The organism is Amycolatopsis rubida (genome assembly GCF_900115345.1).
In the GTDB taxonomy this organism is placed as follows: domain Bacteria; phylum Actinomycetota; class Actinomycetes; order Mycobacteriales; family Pseudonocardiaceae; genus Amycolatopsis; species Amycolatopsis rubida.
The window spans coordinates 199,615-225,681 of the sequence record NZ_FOWC01000008.1 but is presented as its reverse complement, the minus strand read 5'-3'; the positions used below and the strand labels follow the sequence as shown (position 1 = coordinate 225,681).

At 70.1% G+C, this 26,067-nt stretch carries 22 protein-coding genes; 12 read left to right on the top strand and 10 right to left on the bottom strand.

Annotated elements, in window-relative coordinates; translation table 11 throughout:
- The first annotated feature begins 507 nt into the window (after positions 1-507).
- Entirely contained in the window at positions 508-1,263 is a 756-nt protein-coding gene (locus BM362_RS28510) for an SDR family NAD(P)-dependent oxidoreductase (RefSeq protein ID WP_093575207.1), read from the top strand.
- Here the strand turns inward: BM362_RS28510 and BM362_RS28505 are convergent.
- Positions 1,257-2,165, bottom strand: a complete 909-nt coding sequence (locus tag BM362_RS28505) for a LysR family transcriptional regulator (protein WP_202507106.1) — start codon at positions 2,163-2,165, stop codon at positions 1,257-1,259. The genes BM362_RS28510 and BM362_RS28505 overlap by 7 nt on opposite strands.
- 152 nt (positions 2,166-2,317) lie before the next feature.
- Here BM362_RS28505 and BM362_RS28500 point away from each other — a divergent pair, with 152 nt between their 5' ends.
- The 4 genes from BM362_RS28500 (at position 2,318) to BM362_RS28485 (ending at position 7,257) form a co-directional block, all read left to right on the top strand.
- Positions 2,318-3,709, top strand: coding sequence for an MFS transporter (locus tag BM362_RS28500; protein WP_067579786.1), 1,392 nt, complete (start codon positions 2,318-2,320; stop codon positions 3,707-3,709).
- A gap of 273 nt (positions 3,710-3,982) precedes the next feature.
- The gene (locus tag BM362_RS28495; RefSeq protein ID WP_143132499.1) at positions 3,983-4,705 is read left to right on the top strand and encodes a maleate cis-trans isomerase family protein; all 723 of its coding nucleotides are present in this window, start codon (positions 3,983-3,985) and stop codon (positions 4,703-4,705) included.
- Between the two features lie 31 nt (positions 4,706-4,736).
- The gene (locus BM362_RS28490; protein WP_067579788.1) at positions 4,737-6,278 is read left to right on the top strand and encodes a flavin-containing monooxygenase; all 1,542 of its coding nucleotides are present in this window, start codon (positions 4,737-4,739) and stop codon (positions 6,276-6,278) included.
- A 13-nt stretch (positions 6,279-6,291) separates the two neighbouring features.
- The gene (locus BM362_RS28485) at positions 6,292-7,257 is read left to right on the top strand and encodes a cyclase family protein (RefSeq protein WP_093575204.1); all 966 of its coding nucleotides are present in this window, start codon (positions 6,292-6,294) and stop codon (positions 7,255-7,257) included.
- 40 nt (positions 7,258-7,297) lie between these two features.
- On the opposite strand, the gene BM362_RS28480 is transcribed toward BM362_RS28485, so the two are convergent.
- The gene (locus BM362_RS28480) at positions 7,298-8,293 is read right to left on the bottom strand and encodes an AraC family transcriptional regulator (protein WP_167545469.1); all 996 of its coding nucleotides are present in this window, start codon (positions 8,291-8,293) and stop codon (positions 7,298-7,300) included.
- A 509-nt stretch (positions 8,294-8,802) separates the two neighbouring features.
- Between BM362_RS28480 and BM362_RS28475 the strand changes: the two genes are divergently transcribed.
- Together BM362_RS28475 and BM362_RS28470 are read left to right on the top strand one after the other, a co-directional pair.
- Complete coding sequence (locus BM362_RS28475; protein WP_067579793.1) at positions 8,803-9,144, top strand: hypothetical protein; 342 nt, start codon at positions 8,803-8,805, stop codon at positions 9,142-9,144.
- 92 nt (positions 9,145-9,236) lie between these two features.
- The gene (locus tag BM362_RS28470; protein ID WP_093575202.1) at positions 9,237-9,425 is read left to right on the top strand and encodes a hypothetical protein; all 189 of its coding nucleotides are present in this window, start codon (positions 9,237-9,239) and stop codon (positions 9,423-9,425) included.
- 956 nt (positions 9,426-10,381) lie between these two features.
- Here the strand turns inward: BM362_RS28470 and BM362_RS28465 are convergent.
- Complete coding sequence (locus BM362_RS28465) at positions 10,382-10,741, bottom strand: hypothetical protein (RefSeq protein ID WP_067579797.1); 360 nt, start codon at positions 10,739-10,741, stop codon at positions 10,382-10,384.
- Between the two features lie 184 nt (positions 10,742-10,925).
- On the opposite strand from BM362_RS28465, the gene BM362_RS28460 reads away from it, so the two are divergent.
- A complete protein-coding gene (locus tag BM362_RS28460; protein WP_067579799.1) occupies positions 10,926-12,311 on the top strand; it encodes a helix-turn-helix domain-containing protein in 1,386 nt (461 codons plus the stop codon).
- A gap of 4 nt (positions 12,312-12,315) precedes the next feature.
- Here BM362_RS28460 and BM362_RS28455 read toward each other — a convergent pair whose 3' ends face one another.
- The 4 genes from BM362_RS28455 to BM362_RS28440 all read right to left on the bottom strand — a co-directional run bounded on the left by BM362_RS28455 (position 12,316) and on the right by BM362_RS28440 (position 14,992).
- Entirely contained in the window at positions 12,316-13,131 is an 816-nt protein-coding gene (locus BM362_RS28455; protein ID WP_067579801.1) for an alpha/beta hydrolase, read from the bottom strand.
- A gap of 139 nt (positions 13,132-13,270) precedes the next feature.
- Positions 13,271-13,837, bottom strand: a complete 567-nt coding sequence (locus BM362_RS28450; RefSeq protein WP_093575200.1) for an NUDIX domain-containing protein — start codon at positions 13,835-13,837, stop codon at positions 13,271-13,273.
- 20 nt (positions 13,838-13,857) lie between these two features.
- A complete protein-coding gene (locus BM362_RS28445; protein WP_093575199.1) occupies positions 13,858-14,580 on the bottom strand; it encodes a DsbA family protein in 723 nt (240 codons plus the stop codon).
- Between the two features lie 52 nt (positions 14,581-14,632).
- A complete protein-coding gene (locus BM362_RS28440) occupies positions 14,633-14,992 on the bottom strand; it encodes an ArsR/SmtB family transcription factor (RefSeq protein ID WP_093575198.1) in 360 nt (119 codons plus the stop codon).
- Between the two features lie 248 nt (positions 14,993-15,240).
- On the opposite strand from BM362_RS28440, the gene mgtA reads away from it, so the two are divergent.
- The 4 genes from mgtA (at position 15,241) to BM362_RS28420 (ending at position 21,621) form a co-directional block, all read left to right on the top strand.
- Positions 15,241-17,808, top strand: a complete 2,568-nt coding sequence (gene mgtA / locus BM362_RS28435) for a magnesium-translocating P-type ATPase (protein ID WP_093575197.1) — start codon at positions 15,241-15,243, stop codon at positions 17,806-17,808.
- Positions 17,809-17,872: 64 nt separating this feature from the next.
- Complete coding sequence (locus BM362_RS28430) at positions 17,873-18,592, top strand: MgtC/SapB family protein (RefSeq protein ID WP_093575196.1); 720 nt, start codon at positions 17,873-17,875, stop codon at positions 18,590-18,592.
- Positions 18,593-18,595: 3 nt separating this feature from the next.
- A complete protein-coding gene (locus BM362_RS28425; protein ID WP_067579813.1) occupies positions 18,596-20,329 on the top strand; it encodes an ABC transporter permease in 1,734 nt (577 codons plus the stop codon).
- A gap of 11 nt (positions 20,330-20,340) precedes the next feature.
- The gene (locus BM362_RS28420; RefSeq protein ID WP_093575195.1) at positions 20,341-21,621 is read left to right on the top strand and encodes an ABC transporter ATP-binding protein; all 1,281 of its coding nucleotides are present in this window, start codon (positions 20,341-20,343) and stop codon (positions 21,619-21,621) included.
- A gap of 1 nt (position 21,622) precedes the next feature.
- On the opposite strand, the gene BM362_RS28415 is transcribed toward BM362_RS28420, so the two are convergent.
- From BM362_RS28415 to BM362_RS50040, 3 genes are read right to left on the bottom strand one after another with little or no spacing between them, the layout of a single operon-like run.
- Positions 21,623-22,879 carry an MFS transporter gene (locus tag BM362_RS28415; RefSeq protein ID WP_093575194.1) on the bottom strand — a complete coding sequence of 419 codons (1,257 nt, stop codon included), beginning with the start codon at positions 22,877-22,879 and terminating at the stop codon, positions 21,623-21,625.
- 42 nt (positions 22,880-22,921) lie between these two features.
- Entirely contained in the window at positions 22,922-24,382 is a 1,461-nt protein-coding gene (locus BM362_RS28410; protein ID WP_093575193.1) for an aldehyde dehydrogenase family protein, read from the bottom strand.
- Positions 24,379-25,995, bottom strand: coding sequence for a thiamine pyrophosphate-dependent enzyme (locus BM362_RS50040; protein ID WP_093575192.1), 1,617 nt, complete (start codon positions 25,993-25,995; stop codon positions 24,379-24,381). Before BM362_RS50040 ends, BM362_RS28410 begins: the two co-directional genes overlap by 4 nt.
- Positions 25,996-26,067: the final 72 nt, after the last annotated feature.

Genomic DNA, 26,067 nt, shown 5'->3' with positions numbered 1-26,067 from the left:
CACGTCGTAATCCCGGAGACACTTCGACTCGATATCCATTGCCTAAATCGAGATAAGTGCAGTCTGCCCGCGAAACCCGCGCTCTCCCACCTCCATCCGGGTGAAAATTGCGATCTGCAATTTGCATTTCCTGGGTTCAGGCATCCAGCTCGCCGGGAATCCGCCTTTCACCTGCGCTTTCGGCAAGCGAGCAGGACCGTGCCACGTCTGCGCAAGGTGGACGAGACAGCTCCGCTCGCGCCACGGGATCGACGGCAGAACCGCGAAAAGCCATCGCATTCCGCAAAACCCGGCGAGGGTCCGACTAGGTTTTCGCACCATTTCGAAAATGGTGGGTCTTGCACTTTTCGGATAGCGGGGTCCCGGTCACGATAAGCGCTTCCTATGGCATCAGCGGATATCGCTCTGGCCGAGCGCCTGCGAGGGCATGGCGTGCCGCGGCCGCGTCGCGCACGATGCGTGTAGTCGCCGCCTGCCCGATCAGGCGGCCGTGCGGAAGGCAACAACATGAGCGGGAAAATGTCCGGCACCGGACCGCGCGGCACTGCCGCGGTAGTGACCGGCGGGGCGAGCGGGCTCGGCTTCGCCGTCGCCGCGCGGCTTTTGGCCGGCGGCGCGCGCGTCGAGATCTGGGACCGATCCGAGGAACTGCTCAAGGACGCGCTCGATCGCCTTCTGCCGCGCGGGAACGTGACCATCGCCGTCGTCGACGTCACCGACTGGGCCGCGGTCCGCGACGCCGCCGATCGGGCAGGCGAGATCGACGTGCTGGTCAACAGCGCCGGCATCACGTGCCCGCCGATGGCGATCGCCGACTACGACCTCCGGGTCTGGCACGACGTCGTCCAGGTCGACCTCTGCGGGACGTTCCACTGCTGCCGCGCGGTCCTGCCGGGGATGATTTCCCGCGGCCGCGGCCGCGTGGTCAACATCGCCTCGATGGCCGGCAAGGAAGGCAACCCCGGGGAGACGGCCTATTCGGCGGCCAAAGCCGGCGTCATCGGGCTGACCAAGGCGCTGGGCAAGGAAGCCGCGGCCAGCGGCGTGCTGGTCAACGCGGTCGCGCCCGGCATCATGGCCACGCCCATGCGGACGAGCGCCGCCGACCCCGCTCTGGTCGAGGCCCTGCTGGCCCGCACCCCCGCGGGCCGGCCCGGAGAGCTGGCGGAACTGGCGGAACTGGTCGCGTTCGTCGCCTCCGACGCCTGCTCCTACACCGCCGGGTTCGTTTTCGACTTCTCCGGCGGCCGCGCGACCTACTGACCCGGCGGCACGGCCGGCTCGCGACGGGCCAGCGCGACGAAGTTGGCCACCAGCGGGTTGTGCTCGCCGCGTCGATAGGCCAGCGCCAGATGGGTGCGCGGCACCGGATCGGCCAGCCGCAGCAAGGCCACCCCGGCCACGTTCAAGCCCCGGGCGCGGTGTTCGGGCACCGCCGCGATTCCGGCCGCCGCGGCGACGGAATGCAGCAACTGCTCGTCATCCGGTTCCTCCCACACGACCGTGGGCTGATGCCCGGGCCAAACCTGCTCGCGGATCTGGTCGTACCAACCGGGGCCGTTGTCACGCGACCAGAACACCACCGGCTCGCCCGCGAGCTGCCGCCGCTCCAGCCGCTCGAACTCCGCGAGCGGGTGGGCGGCGGGCAGCGCGATGAGGATTTCCTCCTCGTCGACGATCACCTCCTCCAGCAGCGCGCTGTCGATCGGGGGGCGCACGAACGCCACGTCGATCTCACCGGACTCCAGCTGTTCGACGTTGCGGCTGGTCCAGCCGGTCTCCGCCTCGATCGCGACCTCGGGATGGCACCGCCGGAACGCCGCCACCAGCGCACTCGCCCGCGGCCCCGGCGCCGAGCGGGTGTGGGCCACCCGCAACCGGCCGGTCTCGCCCCGCCCGGCGGCGCGGACCTTCGCCTGCGCACGGTCAACCTTCTCCAGCAGGCGCCGTGCCTCCTCCGCGGCCACCCGCCCGGCCTCCGTCAGCCGGAACCGCGGGCCGTCGCGGTCCAGCAGCGCGGTGTCGAACTCCCGCTCCAGCACCCGTATCTGCTGGCTCAGCGACGGCTGCGAAATGAACAGCCGCTGGGCTGCCCGGGTGAAGTTCATTTCCTCGGCCAGAACCGCGAAATACCACCATCGCCTGAGATCCACGGCTGGACGCATACAGGGACTATAGGACAAACCAATGCTGCGATGCAGCCGCTGTCTTGGACCTGTGACCCGCCCGCCTGTTGTGCTTAGCCATCACCGTTGGTCACCACCGGCACAAGCCTACGTCGCTCACTCACGTGACACCGTCGTCACAGGAGGTTCCCATGGACAACGCCACCGGCCCCCGCTCCGGTCCGCATCCCGACGCCGTCGACCGGAAAGCCCTGCGGCGCGCGGTCGCCGCCGCAGCGATCGGCAACGCCACCGAATGGTACGACTACGCCGTCTACGGCTACGTCGCCGTGGAAATCGGCAAGAACTTCTTCCCCGGGCCCTACGCCACCGCGGCGACGCTGCTGGTCTTCGCGGTGTCGTTCGTGCTGCGTCCCCTCGGGGGCATGATCTGGGGGCCGCTGGGCGACCGGATCGGCCGCAATCGCGTGCTGTCGACGACGATCGTGCTGATGAGCGTTGCGACATTCCTGATCGGGGTGCTGCCCACTCACGCCACCGCCGGCGTCTGGGCGCCGATCGCGCTGGTCGCGCTGCGCGTGGTCCAAGGCTTCTCGACCGGCGGAGAATACGGCGGCGCGGCCACCTTCATGGCCGAGTACGCCCCCGACAAAAAGCGCGGATTCTGGGGCAGCTTCCTCGAATTCGGCACCCTGTCCGGGATCACCGTCGGCGTGCTGTTCACGCTGATCCTGAACGAGACGCTCGGGTCCGCAGCGATGCTGGCCTGGGGCTGGCGGATCCCGTTCTTCCTCGCCCTGCCCCTCGGCCTGGTCGGGCTGTATCTGCGCCGCCGCGTCGAAGACACCCCGGTCTTCCGGGAACTGGCCGAGGCGGGCGAGCGCGAGGAGAACGCGCGGCAGGTCCTGCCCGGACTGCTGCGCCACCACTGGAAAACCATGCTGCGCATGGCCGGCATCGTAATCGCGCTCAACATCACCGCCTACACCTACATCTCCTACATGCCCACCTACCTGCGCAAGACCATCGGCCTGACCAGCGGGCAGACCTCGACCCTCATGACCATCGGCCAGGCCTGCATGCTGGTCGTCATCCCCTTCGCCGGCGCGTTGTCCGACCGCATCGGCCGCAAACCCAGCTGGTGGATCTCCCTCGGCGGGATGTTCGTGCTCGCCACGCCGATGTTCTGGCTCATGGGCAAAGGATTCGGCCTCGCCGTCGTCGGATTCACCGTGCTGGGACTGGTCTACGTACTGCAGCTGGGCACCATCTCGGCGACCTTCCCCGCCATGTTCCCCACGCACGTCCGCTACGCCGGAATGGCCACCTCCTACAACGTGGCCACTGCGGCTTTCGGCGGCACCGCCCCGTTCGTCGCTTCCGCGCTCGTACAGGCCACCGGGAACAGCCTCATGCCCGCGTTCTATCTGATGGCCGCCTGCGTCGTCGGCGGCATCGCGCTGTTCCGCGTCCCCGAAACGGTCGGATCCTCCCTCCGCGGCCGCTCCGTGCCCGGCGTCCCCGCCCAGCCCCAACCCAACGCTCGGAGCGGGCACGCCCACGTCGAGTCCGGAATCGTCTGAACCTCCCGTCCTGCGGCCGGTTCCTCGTCTCCGCCTCGGGGCGGGGAACCGGCGCCGAGACCTGCTCCGAACCGGGCCGGGTCCGCGACGAGCGGCCATAGGCCTCGCCAATCACATGATGGAGACTGTGTTTTGGACACCGACGCAGAGCCGCGCTGTGCTGAGAGCATGAACTCCCACCACCCGAGACGCGCAGCTGCCATGCCGTCCGACGCCGGCGCGCGGGCCCCCGAACCAGACGGTCGCCGGCGCCCTGCACCGCGGCGGATCGGCGTGATCTACCCCGAAAACGGCGTCTACGACGCAGAATTCGCCCGCTTCGCCCCTCCCGACGTGTCCGTGCACCTCACCCGGCTCCCCTGGCCCGATCCGGACTGGTTCCGGCCCGACCGAGCCGAGCGGACGGCCGGCCTCGCGAACGATCCCGCCATCACGAGCGCGGCACGGCTGTTCGTGCAGATCGCCCCGGCCGCGGTGGCCTACGCCTGCACCGCGGTGAGCTTCGCCGGCGGCCCCGGCGGCGACCAGCCTGTGCTCGCCGCCCTCCGCCGCGGCACCGCGGCCCCGGTGTCCACCGCCGCCACCGCCTTCGTCGCCGCCTGCCATGCGCTCGGCGTCGACCGGGTCTCGATCGCGTCGGTCTACCGGGCCGAGCTCACCGACAGGTTCGTCGCCTTCCTCGACGCGGCAGGCATCGGCACTGCCGCCCACACCAGCGAAGGGTGGGACCGCCAGCCCGACGACGACCACCGTCTCACCGGGGCCGACCTGCACCGAATGGCCCTCGCCTGCGATCGGCGCGCCGCACAGGCCGTCCTGATCCCCGAAACCAACATCCACACCAGCACCGCGATCCCGCACCTGGAAGCCACGCTGGGCAAACCGGTGATCAGTGCGATCCACGCCACCGTCTGGCACGCCGCACACCTGGCCGGATCCCGCGCCTCCACCGGTATCGGCTGCCTCGGGCAGACCGCCGCCCCGCTCGCGTCCTGACCGTCCGCGCACGAAAGGTTCCTTGCCGCCCGTGACCCCGCACGCTGCCCACAACCGCACCGAACCCGCCCGCACCGAGACACCGTCCCCCCGCGTCGTCGTCATCGGCGCCGGGATCGCCGGCATTCTCGCCGCCATCAAGCTCCGCGAACGCGGCATCGCGTTCACCGTCCTGGAGAAAGCCGCTTCCCTGGGCGGAACCTGGCGCGACAACACCTATCCCGGCGTCGCCTGCGACGACCCCGCCCACCTGTACTCCTACAGTTTCGAGCCCAACCCCGGCTGGACGCATCGCTTCGCCAGCGGAGCCGACATCCTCGCCTACTACCGCGGCGTCGCCGAGAAGCACGGCATCACGCACCACATCCGCTACCACGCGCATGTCACCGGCCTGCGCTGGCTCGGGGACCGCTGGCGGATCGATCTCGACGACGGCGCGAGCATCGACACCGACGCCGTGATCTCCGCCGTCGGACGTCTCCACCACCCCCGCACACCCGACATCCCAGGCCTCGCCAGCTTCGCCGGTCCCGCGTTCCACAGCGCCGAATGGCGCCACGACACCCCGACCGCCGACAGGCGCATCGGCATCGTCGGCACCGGCTCCAGCGCCACCCAGATCACCGCCGCCCTCGCCCCGGCCGCGCGCCAGCTCGTCCTGTTCCAGCGCACCCCGCAATGGGTTCTCACCGTGCCCAACCAACCCGTGCCGACCTGGCTTCGCTGGGCGCTGGCGCACGTCCCCTGCGCCGGGCGCGCCTACTACCGCCACCTGTCCCGCGCCACCGCCAAAGCCACCCGGGTCCTCACCAGCGGCGACCGCACCGCCTACAACCGGCGCGCACAGGCCAGCCTCGACGCCGTCGCCGACCCTGCCCTCAAACGACAGCTCACCCCCGACTACGCACCCGGGTGCAAACGCATGGTCAACTCGCCCGCCTTCTACCGGACCGTGCAACGCCGGAACGTCACCGTCGTCACCAGCCCCCTCGACCGCGTCAGCTCCACCGGAATCACCACGACCGACGGCCGGCACCATCCCCTCGACGTGCTCGTGCTCGCCACCGGCTTCCAAGCACACGCGTTCCTGCGCCCCCTCTCCCTCACCGGCGCGGACGGGGTCACCCTCGACGAGCTCTGGCGCGAGGGCTACACCACCTACCGCACCGTCGCCCTGCCGTGCATGCCGAACTTCTTCATGCTCAACGGCCCCTACACCCCGGCCTCCAGCGGCTCCGTCGTCCCCATCCTCGAAATCGACGTCGGCTACGTCATGCAGTGCCTCGACCGCATCCGCGCAGACCGCATCGCTCTCGCCCCGCGGCTCGACGTCAGCATCGACTGGGTCGAGCGGGTCCGCGACCGCGCGCGCCGCACCGTCTGGGGCACCGGCGGCTGCCACAGCTGGTACCTCGACCGGCACGGCGTGCCCGTGAACAACCCCTCCACCCGCGCCGAATTCGCCCAGGAACTCGCCACCCCCCGATGGCAGGACTACGACATCACTCCGCTCGAAAGCCCGAACCAAACCCGGAAACCGCCCGCCGCTCCCCACGTTCCGGCCGAGACCTAGGCACGGCGAAACCGTGATCCCGCCAACCGGCTACCCGGCCTTCGACGACCTGCCCCGAAAGCACGGAGTCCCCACCGCCTGGGACTACGCGCCGGGTGCCTCCGTCCTCGGGCGAGCGCTCCACCAGACACCCCCGGGTGTCGCCGACGCCGCCCGCCTCGTCGAAACCGGGGACGTCTTCCCGCTCGGCATCGACCCCGCTGTGCTGGACCCGCCCTTGTTCGGACGGCGCCCAGCACGCCACCGGCGGGTGCAATTCGACCACGGCATCGTCCTCGACGACGTCCTCGACGACTGCCATCCCCAAGCGGGCAGCCACTGGGACGCCCTCGGGCACGCCGGCATCCTGCCCGACCTTTTCCACGGCGGAGCGACCCGCAGCGACGTCGACGCCGGCCGGTCGGGAACCATCCGGCATTGGGCGCAGCGAGGCATCGCCGGCCGCGGCCTGGTACTCGACCTCGAGCCCGTCTGGGGCGTTGCAGGCGCCGGCTTCGACCCCACGACCTCTCGTGCGATCACCGTCGAGGACCTCGAACGCTGCCGCGCGAACACCGGGCTCGACTACGCCACCGGCGACATCCTTCTGCTGCACACAGGTTTCCTCCGCTGGTACCTCGGACAACCCGCCCGCACACGGCACGCGCTGGCGGAGTCGCCGTTCCCGCGTTGGATCGGACTCGCGCACACCGAAGACATGGCCCGCTATCTGTGGAACACCGGCTGCGCTGCAGTCGCCACCGACACCCCTGCCCTCGAGGTCTGGCCGCCCGACAAAACCCGCGCCGCCTGGCCCTGGGGCTACCTGCACCGAGTCCTGCTCGCCGGCCTCGGCATCGCCATCGGCGAACTCTGGTGGCTGGCCGACCTTGCCCCGCACTGCCGAAGCATCGACCGCCACCAGGCATTCGTCACCAGCGCGCCCTGGCACCACGGCACCACCGTCGGCTCACCCGCGAACGCCCTCGCCATCACCTAGCCACAGCCGCCGGATGCCCCGCCCCGGAACGCATTGCTCGTCATCGCTGCAGCGTGTCCGTGGGGCGTTCCCCGAAGAGCGCCCGGTACCGACCCGATGCGCGCCCGTGATGCTGCAGCCCGCACCGGGCGAAAACACTCGCGACATTCACCGAGCCCGGCGCGGAAACCCGAAGGATGTCCCGCGCTTTGCGCAGCCGCGCGTCACGGAGTTCGCCGGTGAAGGTGCTGCCAGCGTCCTGGAACGCGGACTGGAGGCTGCGCTTGCCGGTCCCGACCTCACGCGCGAGACGTTCGATCGTCCACGGTTCGTCCACACGGTGCCGGATCGCCGCGAGTGCGGCGTTGACATGGCGACGCGACGCGATCTGCGACCGAGCGGGCGACTCGGGCTCACCGAAACCGGACTGCGCCCGGAACAGACTCAGCATGAGGATCTGCTCCCAGGTACGCGCCAACAGCGTGTCGTCGAACAGGCTGGGCTCATCATCGAGGTCGTGCGCGATGGTCAGCGCGAGGTTGGCCCACCCCGCCCCGTAGCCCGAGGCAACGTCCATGTCGGGGCGGAAATCTATCGGCCTCTCGTCAAGAGCGTGGCCGAAATGCTCTCGCACGTTGGCTTCCAAGCATGAGCGCTCGATCCGCACGATCAGCTTCACGCAGTCTGCGCTCCAGCGCATGGTCAGCGGCCGGTCGGGGTGCGGAATAGTGGCGAGACCGGGATGCGATTCGATATCCTCATTGCCGGATCGCACCAGCGCGTGGCCCGTCAGCGGGATCATGATGACGAGAAAATCGTTGAGCAGCCCCGGTCCGACAAGCACCTCGCCGCCATAGCCGACGAGGTTGATGCCGATGGTGCGCAGCCACTTCGTACGCATCCGCGCGTCCAGGCGCGCGCCGTGGCCGACCAACTCCAGGCGGTGCGGACAGAAGACACGCCCCACTTGGTCGCGCACATAGTCAAGGTCGCCCGAACGGAACAGTTCGTTTCCCCTCAGGAGCGACAACGGTTCGAGTGCAAGTCCTCTGGTCATCGGTGTCCCTTGGCATCGCTGGCATTGAACCCTCGGCCGACCGTCCCCCGACATCGAAGCTGATCCGTTACGCCTTTGCCACATTCTCTATGTCCCCTGCGAGAGCACGATACCTCCATTCGGGGCCCGAATCCCGTGCTGCGAAATGAACATGTGAACAGCACGGCGCAGGCTGTCTCCCCGCAGGTCGCCGCGGCAGGGCCAGAGTCCGCGCGCATGGACCAGGCAGCGTTGATCGTGGCGCTCGTCTCGCTCGCCAGCGCCGGCCACGCCCGGATGGCGGCGCGGGCAACTACGCGCTCGGCGGTCGCCGACTAGACCACCGCCGCGCTGGAGCGCGACCGGCGGCACTTCGAACTCACCCCGCAGTTGCGGATTCGGCGCGCCCCGGCCAACGCCGGCTCCCCGGACTCCGAGTTCACGGTGGAACTCCGCGGCCCGCCCGAGCTCGGCGGACTGGACGAGCTCGGTCGTGGCCATTCGGAACGACAACCCGTGGCGAGGTCAGGGTGCTCCTCTCGCCGGCGGCCCGTCCCCCGGAGGCGGCGGCCGCGCACCTGTGGAGCCCGCTGAAGTTCGTGCGGGGCGCCGGCCCCGGAGCCGACCCAGCGTCCGGCGTGCCCTGCGCAGACGCCACCGGCCGCACCACGCCGACCAGCGGAATGCCCGTCGGCGAGATGCTGCCGTTCGTCCTTGAGCCCACAACGCCGCCGACCTGGCCGGAAGGCCAGACCAGGCACGACCGGCGACGCGCGCGCGGCACGGTCCTGCGGTTGAGTTTCCTGTGCCGCAAGGACAACGCGAAGTGGACGCTCGCCGGCGAGATCGACATTCAGACGACAACCCGGTGATCATCCCCGAACGGCGCTGACCACGCAGTCATTCCCGGACAGACTGAAACTCCTGCCGGACTCGCGTTTCCTGCCCGCGAGAACCGACCGGGTTGCCGACTTGGAACAAGCGCGAGGAGACGGCCGATGTCGGCCTCGCCCACGTGCTGCGCCGGCACGGTCCCCGATGCGACCTCGTCGAGGAAACGCTCTGGATCGCGACGCGGACCCACGCCAGCAGCGCCGCCGCGAAGCCGGAGAACGTCGCCGCCGGAACCGACGAGTATTGGCGGGGGTTTTAGGGCAGATAGCGCGGGAACCCCCGCCCCAAAACAGGAACCATTGCTCACCTGCACGCTTTCCGCGCCTGAGAAGCATTATGGATAGCACCGTCGATAATGTTAAAGCAAGAGGTAAATCTGCCCTCCTCGCCTGCTTTGCGTCCCGTCAAGAGGATTACTCCGACCAAGTGATGCTGGTGCCGCAAGTAGGTTTCGCAGTCGTAGACCGAGTCGACTGCCGCAGTGCCGGAGGGCATGGTCTGCGACTGTTTTGTTCACGGCAGCGCGCTCGCGGCCCCAGCCATTCCGACCGCATCAAGTTCAGGAGCAGCGAAGCCGCCAGTCGCCGCCTCTCTGAGTGCATATCGACACGAAACCGGTCGGCAGCTTGCACCGTATCGCCCTGCTCCCGGCCGATCTGGCAACCGAACAAGCGAACGCTCGCGGCGGAGGCGGCGACGGAAGCCGCCAGGCTGGCCGAGGTCCCCGGTAACAGTGCCGGCCGCTTCGCAAAGACCTGGGATCACGTCGACGTGGCTCAACAAGGTGTCTCGGGCGATCCGGTGGTTGACCAGTGAACCAAGCTCGCAGAGTCCGTCCGCGCGAACCAGCAACCCCTTTCGGCCTGCGCGAAGCCGCGGCTCAGGCACCGTGGCCGCTGTTGTCCATCGGCTCGCGGACCAGTGCGAGAGCCTTGTCAGGCCCCTGCACCCCGACCTGACCCGCGAGGCTTTCTGGCTCCGCACGCTCAGGCATGTCCACAATCTGACAACGGCTGCCGCACCTTCGACGCGGTCTACCGTTGGTCCAGCACATCAGGCAACGGCTGCACGCGTCGTGAGACGTGCTCTTACCGGCAAACTCACGGGCTCGTCCCGATCGGGCAAGTTTGAGGCCTGCCCCAGCCCAGGGGAGGTGGCGTGCCGCGCCAGGCTGGGGCAGGCATAACGGTGCGGTGAGCGAAGGGCGGGACGCTCCTAACCGCACCGAGCCTTATCGGGCTTCTCCCCTTTTCGCGGGCTTTCGGCCTCCGGGAAGACGGTGTCCTCGACTTTCGGGAGGACTTCGGTGTCCTCGCCGGCTCGTTCGGCGGCGGCCTCCTCGGCCGTCCGGCGGAACTCGGCCAGCCGGGCTTGTTCGATCTCGGCCTGGACCTCGTAGTCCAGCCGCGCCTGGAGGTCGCGGACGGTCAGCTTTCCGCGCGGGGGCGGGATCGGCCGGCGTGCGTGCCAGAGCCACATCGAGAGCAGTACCAGCAGCAAGAGCGCGCAACACACGATGACCACTGCCGGATGGCCGGTGCGGGTCGCCTCGCCGAGCGTCGCTGCCGCCTTCATGCGATCCACCTCTCGGCTTCGGAAGTGTCTTCGCGGTGCCCCACCACCATGGGGCCGGCCAGTGGCCTGGACCAGCCAGCAAACCGGGCGAAAAGCGGGCGGCAACCGAGGGAATCGCCTTGCCTCGCACACGGTGACCTGCGGTAACCTAGTGACCCCGCGTTGTTGCGAAGGGGTGTCGCCCATGGGCGAACGGCGAGAGGGACTTGTCCGGGCACGCAAAGCGGCGAACCTGACGCAAGAAAAGCTCGCCGCGCTGCTGCCCGCCGACGAAAAAAGCATCCGCGCCTGGGAATCCGGCCGCTCCGAGCCGCGTCCGCACCGGCGCGACCGGCTCGCCCGGCTGCTGCGCATCAGCCCCGCCCGGCTCGAGGAACTGCTCCGGGAAGGCACCCCGGCGGACCTCCGCAGGCCGCCGGGAGCGCCGAGCGTCCTGCTGCCCGTCGTCGTGGACGGGCGTCCGGTCGCGCTGCCGCTGGACCGGGCGACCGTCGCGGCCAGCGTCCTCGCCCGGCTCGTGCCCGCGCTCGGCGACGCGGCCCAGCCAGCGGTTCCGACCACAGAATGGGACGCCATGAGCCCGCTCAGTCGCCGCTCACTGCTCAAAAACGGCCTGCCGGTCGCGGCTTTGCCCGCGCTGGGGATAGGCAGCGCCGAGCATGTCGCGCGAGCGCTGGAGAATCCCCGGCGGTACATGGACAAAACCGTCACGCACTATCTCCGCAGGCAGCTCGACCAGTACAAACACGAGGACGGCGAACGCGGTCCGGCCAAAACGCTTCCGATGACGCTCGGCGTGCTGGACATCATCGACCGCATCGCCCGCGACGCGGCTCCCGACGATCAGCGGGACCTGCTGCGAATCGGTTCGGAGGGCGCGGAGTTCGCCGGATGGCTTTACCGGGACCGCAGGCAGCGGGAAGACTCGCTGTACTGGCACGACCGCGCGATGGAATGGGCGCAGGCGGCCGGCGACAGCACGATGCAGGGCTACATTCTGCTCAAGAAAGCCCAGGTCGCCTACGACGAACGCGATCCGCGGCGAATGCTCGTCCTCACCCGGGCGGTGCGCAACGGCCCCTGGTCGCTCCCCCAGCGGCTCCAGGCCGAGGCCGCCCAGCAGGAAGCCCGCGCGGAGGCGATGCTCGGCGCGTCGCCCGATCAGGTCAACCGCACACTCGACGTCGCCTGGAAACTGCTGGACGACGCCGGACCGGTCGAATCGCCGCTGGGCGCGCATTTCAACGCGACTCTCCTGACCATGCAGACAGCCATCTGCTACACCGAAGCGGGCGAACCGCGCCGGTCGGTGGAGCTGTACGAGAAAACGTTGAAGGAAACCCACTTCTCCCGTCGCGACTACGGCTTCTTCTTGTCCCTCATGGCGAACTCGCTGGCCCTCTCCGGCGAACCGGACCAGGCAGCCAGAACCGGCCTCATCTCGGCCCGTCGAGCCGCGGAAACGAACTCCCGCCGCACCAACGAAGAACTCCGCCGGGTCGTCGAAGTGCTCAAGCCATGGCACAACCGCCCGGACGTCCGGGAACTGCGCGCGGCGCTGAACGGCTGACCCGTTATCGAAGCCATTCCCGGACCTCGCGGATCACCTGCTGTTGCCATGCTCGCGTCCGCGGATCGGCGTACTCGGGATCGTCGTGAACCGCGAAACCGTGCTGTGCGCCGTCGAGCTGAAGCAGCCGGTGTTCGCAGACGAGCTCCCGATCAGCCGCCTGCGACGACTCGACGGGGACGAACGTGTCCGCGCTGCCGTGCACGACAAGCGTCGGCGCGGCGATGTGCGGCAGGTTTTCGCGGGCCTCGAACCAGAACGCCTCGTTGAGCAGCGCCCGGCCGAGCCGGAAGCCCGGCCCGTGGCCGAGATAGCCCTGGCGCTTGAGGTCGGCGGCGCCCTCGTCGTCGAGGTAGCCCTCCGGCGACCACGCGGACTTCTCTTCGATGAACCGCCCGCGGTAGTCGATGAGGGGGTTGAACAGGACAAGCCGCTCGACGTCCGCCGGTCGCTTGGCCGCGTAGTACGCCGCGACGCCGCCGGAGAAACTGGCCGCCGCGAGCGACGTGCGCACGCCCGGGACAGCGCCGGACAGCTGCTCGATGCCGGCTCGGATCACGTTGAGCAGCGCGAAAAGCGTCAGATCCTCCTGACGGCCTTCGCTTTCGCCGTGACCGGGCAGGTCGGCTCTCAGCGAGGCGATGTCGGCCTCGGCCAGGCCTGCGGCGAGCCGGGTGAAGAAGCCGCCTTCCTCACGGGTGACGCTCGCCCCTTGCACGAGCAGCACCGCCCGGCGGGCTCTGCCGTCCGGCTCGGTCAGGGTGCCGGCCAGATCGAGGCCGTCCGGTGTGCGAACTGTCCGATAGCTGTCGCGCGACATGGACACTCCCGGAGTCGTCGTCAACTCCCAGTGTGTCAGGTTCGCGCGTTCGGGGGACGAAATTCTCCGACGGTGTAACGAAGTCGACAGTCGCCGCGACCAGATGCGACGACCACGCGGCCGGAGCAGTTCCTCCGTTTCAGCGCGGGTCCGGTGGAAACGCGATCACATGAAGCAGACCGACCAGCGACGAAGCGCCGAGAATCTCGCCTCTCGCGATCCGCTCGCGCACAGCCGGCAACGGCACCCACGCCACCCGCTCCGCCTCGTTGATGTCGGTCTCGCCGCCGATGTACTCCGCGCCCCTGGACAGGAAAAGCAGGTTTTCGTTGTCCGCGATGCCGACGTTCGGCTGAAGCGAAGCCAACGGCTCGCTGGTGCGGTGCCGCCACCCCGTCTCCTCTTCGACCTCGCGCGCCGCCGTGATCGCCGGGTTCTCGTCCGGGTCGACGTATCCCCCGGGCAGTTCCCACACCCACCGGTCGAAGATCCAGCGATGCCGCCACAGCATCAGCACCGACCTGCCGGAATCGTCGAGGACCACCATCATCGCGGCCTTCGGCATCCGCACGACGTACTGCTCGAAGGTCACGCCATCCGGCAATTCGACCGAGGCGACGCTGAGCCGCAAGCGTCGCGTGTCGTCGACTACGCGTTCGCCGTGGATCGTCCACTTGGTGGCCTCGGGCGGCCGATCGGGATCCATGACGCGGCTCTGCCCGACTCCTACTTCTTCAGCCGCCGGCTCCCGCCGTGCCAATCCTGTTCCCGCCCGGTCTCCCCCGCCCCGACCCCGAACGACGGCAACTGCGGCATCTCCCGCACACTCCGCTTCAGCTCGGCGAATCCCGGGAACGCGGCCAACCCCGCCACGTGATCCCACAGCTCCACCGCCTCCTCGTCCGAGGGCAGCCGGCTGATCACCGGGCCGAAGAACGCGACCCCCTCCGGCGGCTGGAAGTGCAGGATCGGCGTCCCGACGTCCTTGCCGGTCAGCGAAAGGGCTTCATCAGTCTCCCGCTGGATCTCCGCGTCCCGCTGAGCATCGTCGACCGCGTCGGCAAGGTCCGCCGGAAGGCCGGCGCGCGAAAGCGCCGTCGCAGCAGCCGAGCGAGTGCCCTGCGCGGCCCGAGCCTCGGCAGTGTCCTCGACCAGAGCGCTCTCGAAGTTCTGCTCCCCCAGCGCCTCGTACAGCGGGCCGACCGCCTCCCGGCCGTGTGAGGCGCGCACCGCGGCCGCCACGCGCAGCAGCCGGAGTCCGGACGTGTGCGAAGCGTCGTACTCCGGCGGGAAGTGCGCCGAGTAGTCCAGATGCGCGTTCAGCAGCCGCAGCGAGATGAACCGCCAGTCCACCTCGTACGAGCGCTGGCGGGCCACCTGGCGGACCCACTTGCCGGTCATCCACGCGAACGGGCACACCGGATCGAAGTAGAAGTTCAGCTCGGCCATGACCGCGAGCCTACGATCCACACCCCCTCCGCGTCGCGCCACGAGGCCGAGATCAAGCGCCCTTGCTGCGCCGCCCGACCTCGCCGGTCAGTTCCTGGTGATGCTGCACCGCCAGCTGGACGATGTGGCGCACGTGCGGATCGTCGAGCACGTACACCTGCCGTTTTCCCTCGCGACGGGCGCGCACCAGCCCGGCGAGTTTCAGTTTGCCCAGGTGGTGGCTGGCGGTCGGCACGGTCTGGCCGGTCTCCTCGGCGAGCGTGCCGACGTCGCGCTCCCCGTGCGACAGCAGCCAGAGCAGGTGCAGCCGCACGGTCGCGGACAGCAGGCCGAACGTCGCGGCCGCGTCCTGCAGCAGGTCGGCGGGGAGCGGTTCCGGCGGGGGCTGGGGTGGGGTGGACACGACGGACATCCTCTCGGGTGGGCCTCCAGGGTGACTTAGCCCCCATCAGTTGCACAAGTGTTTGACTGTTTCCGTGATCTGCGCTCTACTGGTCCCCGGCCGGCGCGAACCGCCGGTCGATGAGTCTTGCGGAGGAGGTGAGCCGGGTGACCGGCGAAGGAAGTAGGTGCCGCGACCGCGCGGGAAGCCGGGCCGCCAGGTAGGGCCGGGGCCCCCGCGCGGTCCGCTGCCGCCCAGCAGACCTCGAGGGGACGACCATGACCCGCTTTCCCGCCCTGCGCGCCCACGGCGACGCGCCGGTGCTCACTCTCTTCCGGAATCTCGGCAGCTCGCCCAAAGGCCTCACCGAGAACGAAGCGGCCGAACGGTTGCGCCGCTTCGGCGACAACCGCATCGACGGAACGGACCGTGCGCCCGTCCGCGTCTGGGCCGCCGCGCGAAGCCCGTTCGTCGCGTTGCTGACCGCGCTCGGCGTGGTCTTCGCCGGCGTCGGCGACATTCGCGGCGCGGTGACCGTCGGCGTGATGGTCGCGCTCAGCATCGGCCTCCGCTTCTGGCAGCAATCCCGGTCCGAGCGCGCGATCAGCGCGGTCCGCGACCAGATCACCACCACTGTCACCGTGCGTCGGCGCGCGGCGGCGGAGTTTCCCGGCAGCGAGCGTGAAGTGCCCACGGCAGACCTCGTGCCCGGCGACGTCGTGCTGCTCGGACCCGGCGACGTGATCCCGGCTGATGTGCGCATTGTCGCCGCGAAAGACTTCGTGGTCGACCAGTCCGCGCTGTCGGGCGAGGCATTGCCGGTCGCGAAGCGCGCGCCCCAGCCCGGCAAGCACGAGGAGCACGAACTCGTCGAGACGCCCGCGCTCGGCTTCGCGGGGACCTCGGTGGTCGGCGGAACGGCTACCGCGGTAGTAGCCGCGACCGGCAGCGAGACCTACTTCGGCGCGCTGGCCAAGCAATCCGCCGAGCCGCGCGCGGAATCCAGCTTCGACGCCGGGGTACGCCGCGTCGGCTGGACGCTCGTGCGGTTCATGCTGGTGATGGTCCCGATCGTGCTCGTCGTCAACGGCACGGTCACCGGAGACTGGGCGCAAGCCGGGATGTTCGCGGTCGCCGTCGCGGTCGGTCTCACGCCGGAAATGCTGCCGGTCATCGTCACCACGAACCTCGCCCGGGGCGCGGCCGCGCTGTCCCGGCGGCAGGTGATTGTCAAGCGGCTCAACGCCATTCAGGACCTCGCCGCGATGGACGTGCTGTGCGTCGACAAGACCGGCACGCTCACCGAGGACCGGATCGCCTACGCGCACAGCGTCGACTACTCCGGCAGCCCGGACGGCGAAGCAGCCGAATACGCCGGGCTGGCGGTGCGGTTCCAGACCGACCGGCACGACCGGCTGGACGAGGCGATCGAGACCCTGTTCGACGGCGAGGACGACCTGGTCGCCGACGCGCTGTTCACCGGCGTCGCCGAGATCGGTTTCGACCACGCGCGCCGCCGGGCCAGCGTCGTGGTCCGGCGCGGGAGCGAACACCTGCTGATCAGCAAGGGCGACCCGGACGAGATCCTGCCGCGCTGCGGCCACGCGCGCCGCGACGGCGTCGTCACCGAATTCGACGACGCGGCCCGGATCGGCGCGGAAGAACTGGTGCGCGCGTACGCCGAGCACGGCATGCGGGTGCTCGCGGTAGCCGCCCGGGAAGTCAGCGCCGGGCTCGGCGGATTCGACGAAACTGACGAGAACGAGATGATCCTCGTCGGTTTCGTGGGATTCGTCGACCCGGTCCGCGACGGCGTCGTCAACGCGGCGAAAGCCCTTGGCGAGCAAGGCGTCGCGCTGAAAGTGCTGACCGGCGACAACCGGCATGTCGCCGCGCGCGTCGCGGATTCGGCGGGCATCCCGGTCGGCGAGGTCGTGCTCGGCCGCCGGGTCGAAGCGGCGGACGACGCTGAATTGCGCGAGATCGTCAAGGACACCACCGTCTTCGCGAAGCTCACACCGGCGCACAAGGCCCGCGTGGTCACCGCGTTGCGCGAGAACGGCTGTGCGGTCGGCTTTGTCGGCGACGGCGTCAACGACGTCACCGCGCTGCGCACCGCCGACGTCGGGATCGCTCCGGACACCGCCACCGACGCGGCGAAGGAGGCGGCGGACCTGGTGCTGCTGGACCGCGACCTGGGCGTGCTCGCTCGCGGCGTGGCCGAAGGACGGCGGGCGCTCGGCAACACGCTGAAGTATGTCAGCATCACCGCCGCGTCGAACTTCGGCAACGTGCTGTCGGTGCTCGCGGCCAGCGCGTTTCTGCCGTTCCTGCCCATCCTGCCGATCCAGCTCGTGGTGTCGAACCTGCTCTACGACCTGGCCCAGCTCGCGCTGGCGTGGGATCGGGTGGACGACGAATACCTCAGCCGTCCGCGCCGCTGGGACGCCCGCGGGCTGACCGGTTTCATGCTCGTCTTCGGCCCGTTGTCGTCGCTGTTCGACCTCGCGACGTTCGCTGTGCTGTGGCACGTCTTCGGTGCGGGCGCGGACCCGTTGCTGTTCCAGACCGGCTGGTTCGTCGAGGGTCTGCTCTCGCAGCTGCTGGTCGTGCTCGTGCTGCGCGGGCGCGGCACTTCCCCGCGCGCCAGCCGCCCGGTCGTGCTGGCCACGGCAGCCGCCGCGCTCGTCGGTTTGCTGGTGCCGCTGTCGCCGCTCGCCGGACCGTTGCGGATGCAGGCGCTGCCCGCCGGCTACCTGCTGTGGCTGGTGCTCGTGCTGGCCGGGTACGCGCTGGCGGCCCACATAGCGAAACGCGGCTACGCACGCCGGCGGGCGTGGTGGTAACCGTCCTTTTTCCGGCTTTTCCCGACTATTTCTGAATTTTTCGCACCAATCAGTGGGAGCGCAGATGACGACTGCGGAGATGTTGCTGCGCCTTGGCGCCGGAGTGGGCCTCGGCACGGTGATCGGATTTGAACGCCAATACCGCGCCCGGATGGCAGGACTGCGCACGAACGCGCTGGTCGCGGCCGGGTCGACGCTGTTCGTGCTGCTGTCCGCGCACGGTTTCAGCGGAGCGAGCGCCGACCCCACCCGGGTCGCCGCGCAAATTGTTTCCGGAATCGGTTTCCTCGGCGCGGGCGTGATTCTGCGCGAAGGACTGACCGTGCGCGGGCTCAACACGGCAGCGACGCTGTGGTGTTCCGCCGCGGTGGGCGCGCTCGCCGGAGCCGGGCTGTACACGGCCGCGGGCGCGGGCACTGCCGTGGTGATGGCGGTGAACATCGCGCTGCGGCCGCTCGGCCGGGCGGTCGACCGCCGTCCGGCGACCGGCCGCGAAACCCCGACCTCCTACACCTTCCTGGCGGTGACCAAGGACGATTCCGAAGCACACGTGCGCGCGTTGCTCGTGCAGGCGCTGGCGCGTACCGATTTCGCCCTGCAATCGGTCACCAGCACCAATACCGACACTGACGGGCAGGTGCAGGTCCGCGCCGAACTGTGCGCCGACCAGCGCGACGACAAGCAGATGGAGTCGGCGGTGAGCCGGCTGTCCATGGAGCCGTCGGTGACCAGCGTGCGCTGGCAGGCCGAACTCTCTTACTCCGAGCGAGACAGCGAGAACTAGACCATGCTTCCCACCTTCCCCACCCGCGGCGCGCTCGTCCGGCCCCGCCGCACGGCCGCCGACGTGGCGGTGTTCCTCGGCGCCGCCGCGGCGTTGTGGCTGATCGTGCGGCTCGCGCACGGCACCGCCACGGCGTGGACTCCGGCGACCGCACCGTCCACAGTGTCCACTGATCCGGCCGAACTCCCCTACTACGCCGGACGCTCGCTGCTGCGGATGTTCGTCGCGCTCGTGCTGTCGGTCGGGTTCACCTTCGTCTACGCGACTGCGGCGGCCCGGCTGCGGCGCACCGAAAAGATCCTCTTGCCCGCGCTCGACATCCTCCAGTCGGTGCCGGTGCTCGGCTTCCTGTCGGTGACGATCACCGGGTTCATCGCGCTGTTCCCCGGCTCGCAACTCGGCCTGGAATGCGCGTCGATCTTCGCGATCTTCACCTCGCAGGCGTGGAACATGACGTTCGCGTTCCACCACTCGCTGGTGTCGCAACCGCGCGATCTCGACGAGGCGTCGCGGTTGCTGCGGCTGTCCCGCTGGCAGCGATTCTGGCGCGTCGACGTGCCGAGCGGCATGATCCCGCTGGTCTGGAACGGGATGATGAGCTTCGGCGGCGGCTGGTTCTTCCTCACCGCCTCCGAAGCGCTCAGCGTCAACAACCAGAAGTTCGCGCTGCCCGGCATCGGCGCGTACGTCGCGGCAGCTTCCGAAGAGGGCGACCTCGGCAAGGTGCTGCTGGCTGTCGGCGTGATGGTGGTCCTGGTCGTCGGAGTGAATGTGCTGTTCTGGCGTCCGCTCACCGCGTGGTCGGAGCGGTTCCGCATCGAGAACTCCGAAGCCGCCGAAGCACCCCGCAGCCTGGTGCTCGATCTGCTGCGCCGCTCGCGGATCCCGGCGCTGCTCGGCCGGGTGCTCGGCAAGCTGGTGTTCCCGCTCGACCGGGCGCTGGCGGTGTTCGGGCTCGCCGAGTACCCGCTGCGGTTCTCCCCCGCCCGCCGGCGCGCCGCGGACATCGTGTTCAGTGTCGTCGTCTTCGGGCTGATCCTCTGCGGTGCCGTGCGCATGGTGCTGTTCATCGGCGAGACCACCGGATACGGCGAGATCGGCCACGTGCTGCTGCTCGGCCTGATCACGTTCGCGCGGGTGGTGACGCTGGTGGTCGCCGGGACACTAGTGTGGGTGCCGATCGGCGTGTGGATCGGGATGAACCCGCGGGTGTCGCGGCTCGCCCAGCCGGTCGTGCAGGTGCTCGCGTCGTTCCCGGCGAACTTCCTGTTCCCGCTGATCACCGCCGTGCTCGTGGCGACCGGGATTTCCCTGGACTGGGGCGGCATCCTGCTGATGAGTCTCGGCGCGCAGTGGTACATCCTGTTCAACGTCATCGCGGGGGCCTCGGCCATCCCGCACGACCTGCGCGAGGCCGCCGCGAACCTGCGGCTGCCGCGCGCGCTGTGGTGGCGCCGCCTCGTGCTGCCCGCCATTTTCCCGGGCTACGTCACCGGCGGGATCACCGCGGCGGGCGGCGCGTGGAACGCCTCCATCGTCGCGGAAATCGTGTCCTACAACGGGGTCACGCTCACCGCGACCGGCCTCGGCGCCTACATCGCCGACGCGACCGGCTCCGGCGATTCCGGGCGGATCCTGCTCGGCGTCGCGGTGATGAGCCTGTACGTCGTCGGTCTCAACCGGCTCTTCTGGCGGCGGCTGTACCGCCTCGCCGAACGCCGGTTCTCCCTGTCCTGAAAGGTATTCTCATGTCCGAAGTCCTCGTGTCCGTCGAGCAGGTCAGCAAAAGCTTCCCCGGTTCGGCGGGCGACGAACTGCGCGTCCTCGACGACATCACCCTCGACCTGCGCGCCGGCGAGATCGTCGCGTTGCTCGGCCGGTCCGGCAGCGGGAAGTCGACGCTGCTGCGCACGATCGCCGGGCTGATCGGCCCGACCCGCGGCATCGTGCGCTACCGCGGCGACGAACTCGACGGGGCCAACCCGGGCACCGCGATGGTGTTCCAGACCTTCGCCCTGATGCCGTGGCTGACCGTGCAGGACAACGTCGAACTCGGCCTCGCCGCGCGCGGGATCCCGCCGAGAGCCCGCCGGGACCGTGCGTTGCAAGCGATCGACCTCATCGGTCTCGACGGCTTCGAATCCGCTTATCCCAAGGAACTCTCCGGCGGGATGCGGCAGCGCGTCGGTTTCGCCCGCGCGCTCGTGCTCGAACCGGACGTCCTGCTGATGGACGAACCGTTCTCCGCGCTCGACGTGCTGACCGCGGAAAACCTCCGCACCGAGCTGATGAGCCTGTGGCAGCGCGAAGATTTCCCGACCAAGGCGGTCTGCATCGTCACGCACAACATCGAGGAGGCCGTGCTGCTCGCCGACCGGGTGCTGGTCCTCGGTTCCAACCCCGGAAACCTGCGCGCGGAAGTGGAGGTCGATCTCGCCCGGCCGCGCGACCGCACATCCCCCGCGTTCGCCGCGCTGGTCGATCGCCTCTACGACCTGCTGACCGGACGCGACCCGGCCGCCGTCGAACCCGCGCAGGCCACGCCCACCGCCCGGCCGCTGCCGCCCGCGTCGGTCGGCGGGCTCGCCGGGCTGGTCGAACTCGTCTACGCCCGCGGCGGGCACGCCGACCTGCCGGATCTCGCCGCCGAGCTGAGTTTCGAGGTCGACGACCTGCTGCCGCTCGTGGACGCCGCCGCCCTGCTGGATCTTCTCTTCGTGGCGGGCGGCGACCTGCACCTGACCCCGGTCGGCACCGCCTTCACCACCGCGGACATCCAGACCAGCAAGAAGATCTTCGCCGGTCAGGTCCGCGACCGGGCGCCGCTGGTGCGCACGATCGTCAACGCGCTCACCGCCAGCTCGGACGGCACGCTGCGCGCGGAGTTCTTCCTCGACCTCCTCCGCCGCGGCTTCTCCACCACCGACGCCCGCCAGCAGCTGGACACGGCGATCGACTGGGGCCGGTACGCGGAACTGTTCGACTACGACACCGACAGCGACCGGATCGCCCAGACGACCGCCGAATGACTCAGCTCTCCGGGGCCGGAACCGCGTCCGGCACCGGGCTGTCCGCCGGAGCGTCCGGAGCCGGATCCCGGTTCACCGCCGCGATCGCGAGCGCCCCGATCACCGCCACCACCGCGAACAGATAGAACCCCCACGGATACGCCAGCCCCGCCGACAGCAGCAGCCCGGTCACCAGCGGCCCGGACATCGCGCCGAACCGGCCGATCCCGCTCGCCGCGCCCAGCCCGGTGCCGCGTGCCTCGGCGGGGTACACGCGGGCGATGTACACGTAAACCAGCACCTGCGAACTGAAGGTGAAGATCCCCGCCAGCAGCACGCCGGCGTACACGCTCGCCCCGGGCAGCTTGATGCTCAGCAGCGCCAGGAACACCGCCGCCGCGGCGAACCACAGGATGGTGGAACGGCGGTAGCCGATCTTGTCCGCGACCCGGCCGCCGACCAGCAGGCCGAGGACCGCGCCGACGTTCAGCACCAGCAGCAGCGCCAGCGCCGCGCCGAGTTCGTAGCCCGCCGCGCGCATGATCTGCGGCAGCCAGGTGTTCAGGCCGTACACCAGCAGCAGCCCCATGAACGACGTCACCCAGAACGCGATCGTCGCGCGGCCGTAGCCGTGCCGGAACAGGACACCGAGCGGGTTGCGGTTCCGCCGCGCTTCCTTCGCCCGTTCCAGCGCCTTCGACTCGGGCAGGAACTTCAGCATGAGCGGCACCAGGATCAGCGCGGGCGCGGCCCCGATGACGAACATCCACTGCCAGCCGAACCGTTGCAGCACCAGGATTCCCAGCAGCGCGGTGAGCACCGCGCCGACGTGGTAGCCGGTCATCAGCACGGTGGTCGCGCTGCCGCCGCGGCCGATCCGCGCGTACTCGGTGATCAGCGCCAACGCCGTCGGGAGCACGCCGCCGAGCCCAAGCCCGGCCAGGAACCGCAGCACGCCGAACAGCCACGGCCCGTTCGCGAACGCGCACAGCAGCGTGCAGACCGAGAAGCTGGCCACGGTCAGCAGCATCATCCCGCGCCGGCCGAACAGGTCGCTGAGCGGGCCGATCGCGAACGCGCCGACCGCCACGCCGAGCAGCCCGACCGCGGAGATCAGCGACGCCGTGTTGGGGTCGAGCCCCCACGCTTTGTCCTTGAGCAGCGCGGGCAGCACGACGCCCAGCACCACCAGGTCGAACCCTTCGAGCGCCACCGCCGTCCAGCACAGCGGGGCCACCCAGCGGGCGTGGCGCGCCCGGGGATCAGTCGAGACCGTCATGTCATCACCTGCGTCGTCGGAGGGGACCTGGCCGAATTGCTTTCAGAACGGGTACTGCGGAAGGTCCCCGCGTACGGTGACCCACTGGGTTTCGGTGAACGCCTCCAGGTTGGCCTGCGCGCCGCCGTGCCGGGAGCCGGTTCCCGAATCCCCCACCCCGCCGAACGGCGCGAGGGCTTCGTCGTTCACCGTCTGGTCGTTGATGTGCACCAGACCGGACGGGATCCGCTCGGCCAGCGCCAGCCCCCGCGCGGCGTCCCGGGTCAGGATGCCCAGCGACAGCCCGTACTCGGTACCAGCGGCCAGGCGCACCGCTTCGTCCACTGTGGAGAACGGCACGACCGGCGCGACCGGGCCGAACACCTCCTGGGCGTAGGCGGGCGCGGCGAGCGGGACGTCGGTGAGCACGGTCGGGCGGTAGAACAGGTCCTCGTAGGTGCCGCCGGTGGCGATCTTCGCGCCGGCCTCCGCGCTGCCGGTGACCACCGAGTGGACCCGGTCGCGCTGTCCCGCGTCGATCAGCGGGCCGAGCGCGACGTCGCCGTTCGCCGGGTCGCCGACGGTCAGCTTGGCCGCGTGCTCGGCGAGCGCGGCCGCGTAGTCGTCGGCGATTTCGGCCGCGACCAGGTGCCGTCCGGTCGCCATGCAGATCTGCCCGGAGTGGTTGAACGAACCGAACGCGCCGACCGACGCGGCCTGCTCGACGTCCGCGTCGGCGAGCACGACCAGCGCCGAGTTGCCGCCGAGTTCGAGATGCACGCGCTTGAGCCGCTCCCCCGCCGCGGCGGCGATTGCGCGGCCCGCGTTCGTCGAACCGGTGAACGCGATGACGCGCACCAGCGGGTCCTCGACCAGCGCCGCACCGACCTCCGCGCCGCCGGGCAAGAGGTGGAACAGTCCTTCGGGCAGACCGGCTTCCTCGAAGATCCTGGCCAGCACGACACCGCCGCACACCGCCGTGCGCGGGTCGGGCTTCGCCAGAACAGCGTTGCCGAGCGCCAAGGCGGGCGCGATCGCGCGGATGGAGAGGATCACCGGGGCGTTGAACGGCGAGATCACCCCGACCACCCCGGCCGGAACCCGGCGCGCCATCGACAGCCGGGGCTGGCTGGAACGCAACAGTTCCCCGTACGGATGGGCGGCGAGCGCCGCGGCTTCGTGGCATTCCTCGGCCGCGACCGCGCGGGTCTGGAACTGCGCGAACCCCCGCGTAGCACCGGATTCCCGGATGAGCCACTCGTCGATCTCGTCGCCGTGGTCCTCGAAAAGCCGCGCCGCGCGACGCAACACCCGCGCCCGCTGGTCGTAGGGCAGAGCGGCCCACGCCCGCTGCGCTTCCTGCGCAGCGGCGGCCGCACTGGCGACATCTTCCGGAGCCGCCGCGCCGACCCGAGCGAGCGTCGCCCCAGTGGCAGGCTCGACCGCGTCGTATTCTCCGCCCGCGCCGGGGATCCAGCCGCCGGAGAAGATCCGGCCCTGCCATCCGGTTCCGAGCAGCGTCATGCCCTCACCGCCACTTCCAGCACCAGCGGCTCCGTGCGCGCGGCCAACGTCGGCAGCACTTCGTTCAACACCGACTCCAGTTCTTCGTAGGTTTCCGCGCGCCGCGCCGGGCAGCCGAGCGATTTCGCGAGCCCGCTCACGCTGACCTCGTCGAATCCGGGCCACGGCGCTTTCCCGCCCATGGCCGTGCGTTCGCCGTGCCGCACGGCGAGTTTGTCCATGATCGCGTAGCCGCCGTTGGACAACACGATCACGAGGACGCCGACGCTGTAATGCGCGGCGCTCCACAGCGACTGGATCGAGTACAGCGACGAGCCGTCCCCGATCACCGCCACCACCGGACGTTTGAGCCCGCCCATCCGCAACCCGATCGCCGCCGGAATGCCGAAGCCCAGCCCGCCCATGGCCGCGCTGAGGAACCCGAGCGGTTCGCGCGCCGGCACGAGCGCGTGCAGCAACGGGCGGCTCGACGGCGATTCCTCGACCAGCACCGTGTCCTTGGGCAGCTGGCGCGCGAGCAGACCGAACACATGCTCCGGCCCGAGCGGCGCGCCCTCCTCCGGCGCCGCGGGCAACTCGACCGTCCGGCCGATCTTTCCCCCGCCCGGCTCCAGCGCCGGAATCAGCTCCGCCAGCGGACCGCACACCGCCGACGGCTTCGCCAGCACCGCGAGATCGGCCGGGCTGCGGTGCGCCTCGTCCGGATCGTCGGTGACCACCGCGACGCGCGTGCCGGGCTCGGTCAGCTGCCCAGGTTCCCGCGGGTACTGGCGGAAAACCGGTGCGCCGACCGAGAGCACCGCGTCGTGCCCGGACAACGCTTTCCGCAGCTCTTCCCGGCCCGGCGGCAGATGTCCGGCGAACTGCGGGTGGTCCTGCGGGAATCCGGCGCGGGCGCCGAACGCCTCCTGCCACACCGGGCACGCGAGCGTCTCGGCCAGCGCGGTCAGCCCGCGCCACGATTCGGCGTCGTCGGCCCCGGCGCCCACCACCAGCACCGGATTGCTTGCCGTGCCCAGGAATTTCGCCAGCTCGACCAGCACCGCGGGCTCGGCGGCGTTCGCGCGGAGCAGCGCGGCCGGGGCGGGCAGCGGCTCGTCCGTGGCCGCCGGCTCCGACCAGTCGTCCATCGGCACGATCACCAGCGCCGGGCCGCGGTGTTCGCGGGCCTCGTGCCAGGCGCGGGCGAGCGCGCCCGGAACGTCCTGCGGACGCGGCGGTTCCGCGATCCACACCGGCGTGGGCCGGGCGAGGTCGTCGAGCCGGTGGCCGGTGAGGAACGGCTCCAGCGCGAGGTGGCGGCGGTCCTGCTGCCCGACGAGGACGACCAGCGGCGCGCGGTTCACCCGCGCGGTCGCGAGCGCGCCGACCGCGTTCCCGAGCCCCGCGGTGGTGTGCAGGATCGCGACCGCGGGCCGGTCGTTCGCGAGTGCCCAGCCGGTCGCCATGCCGACCACCGAACCCTCGTGCAGCGCCAGCACGAACTCGAGGTCGTCGGGCAGGTCGGTGAGCAGCGCGATCTCGGTCGACCCTGGATTGGCGAACACCGTCGTGGCGCCGAACCGGCGCAGCACGTCGAACGCGGCGTCGCGAACGGTCGGGGCAGGACTCACGGACTTCTCCTCGGCAGCGCGGCAACGGGCGGTCCGGAGTCTCCCTGCCCGATCCCCGGCCGCCCAGCCCCT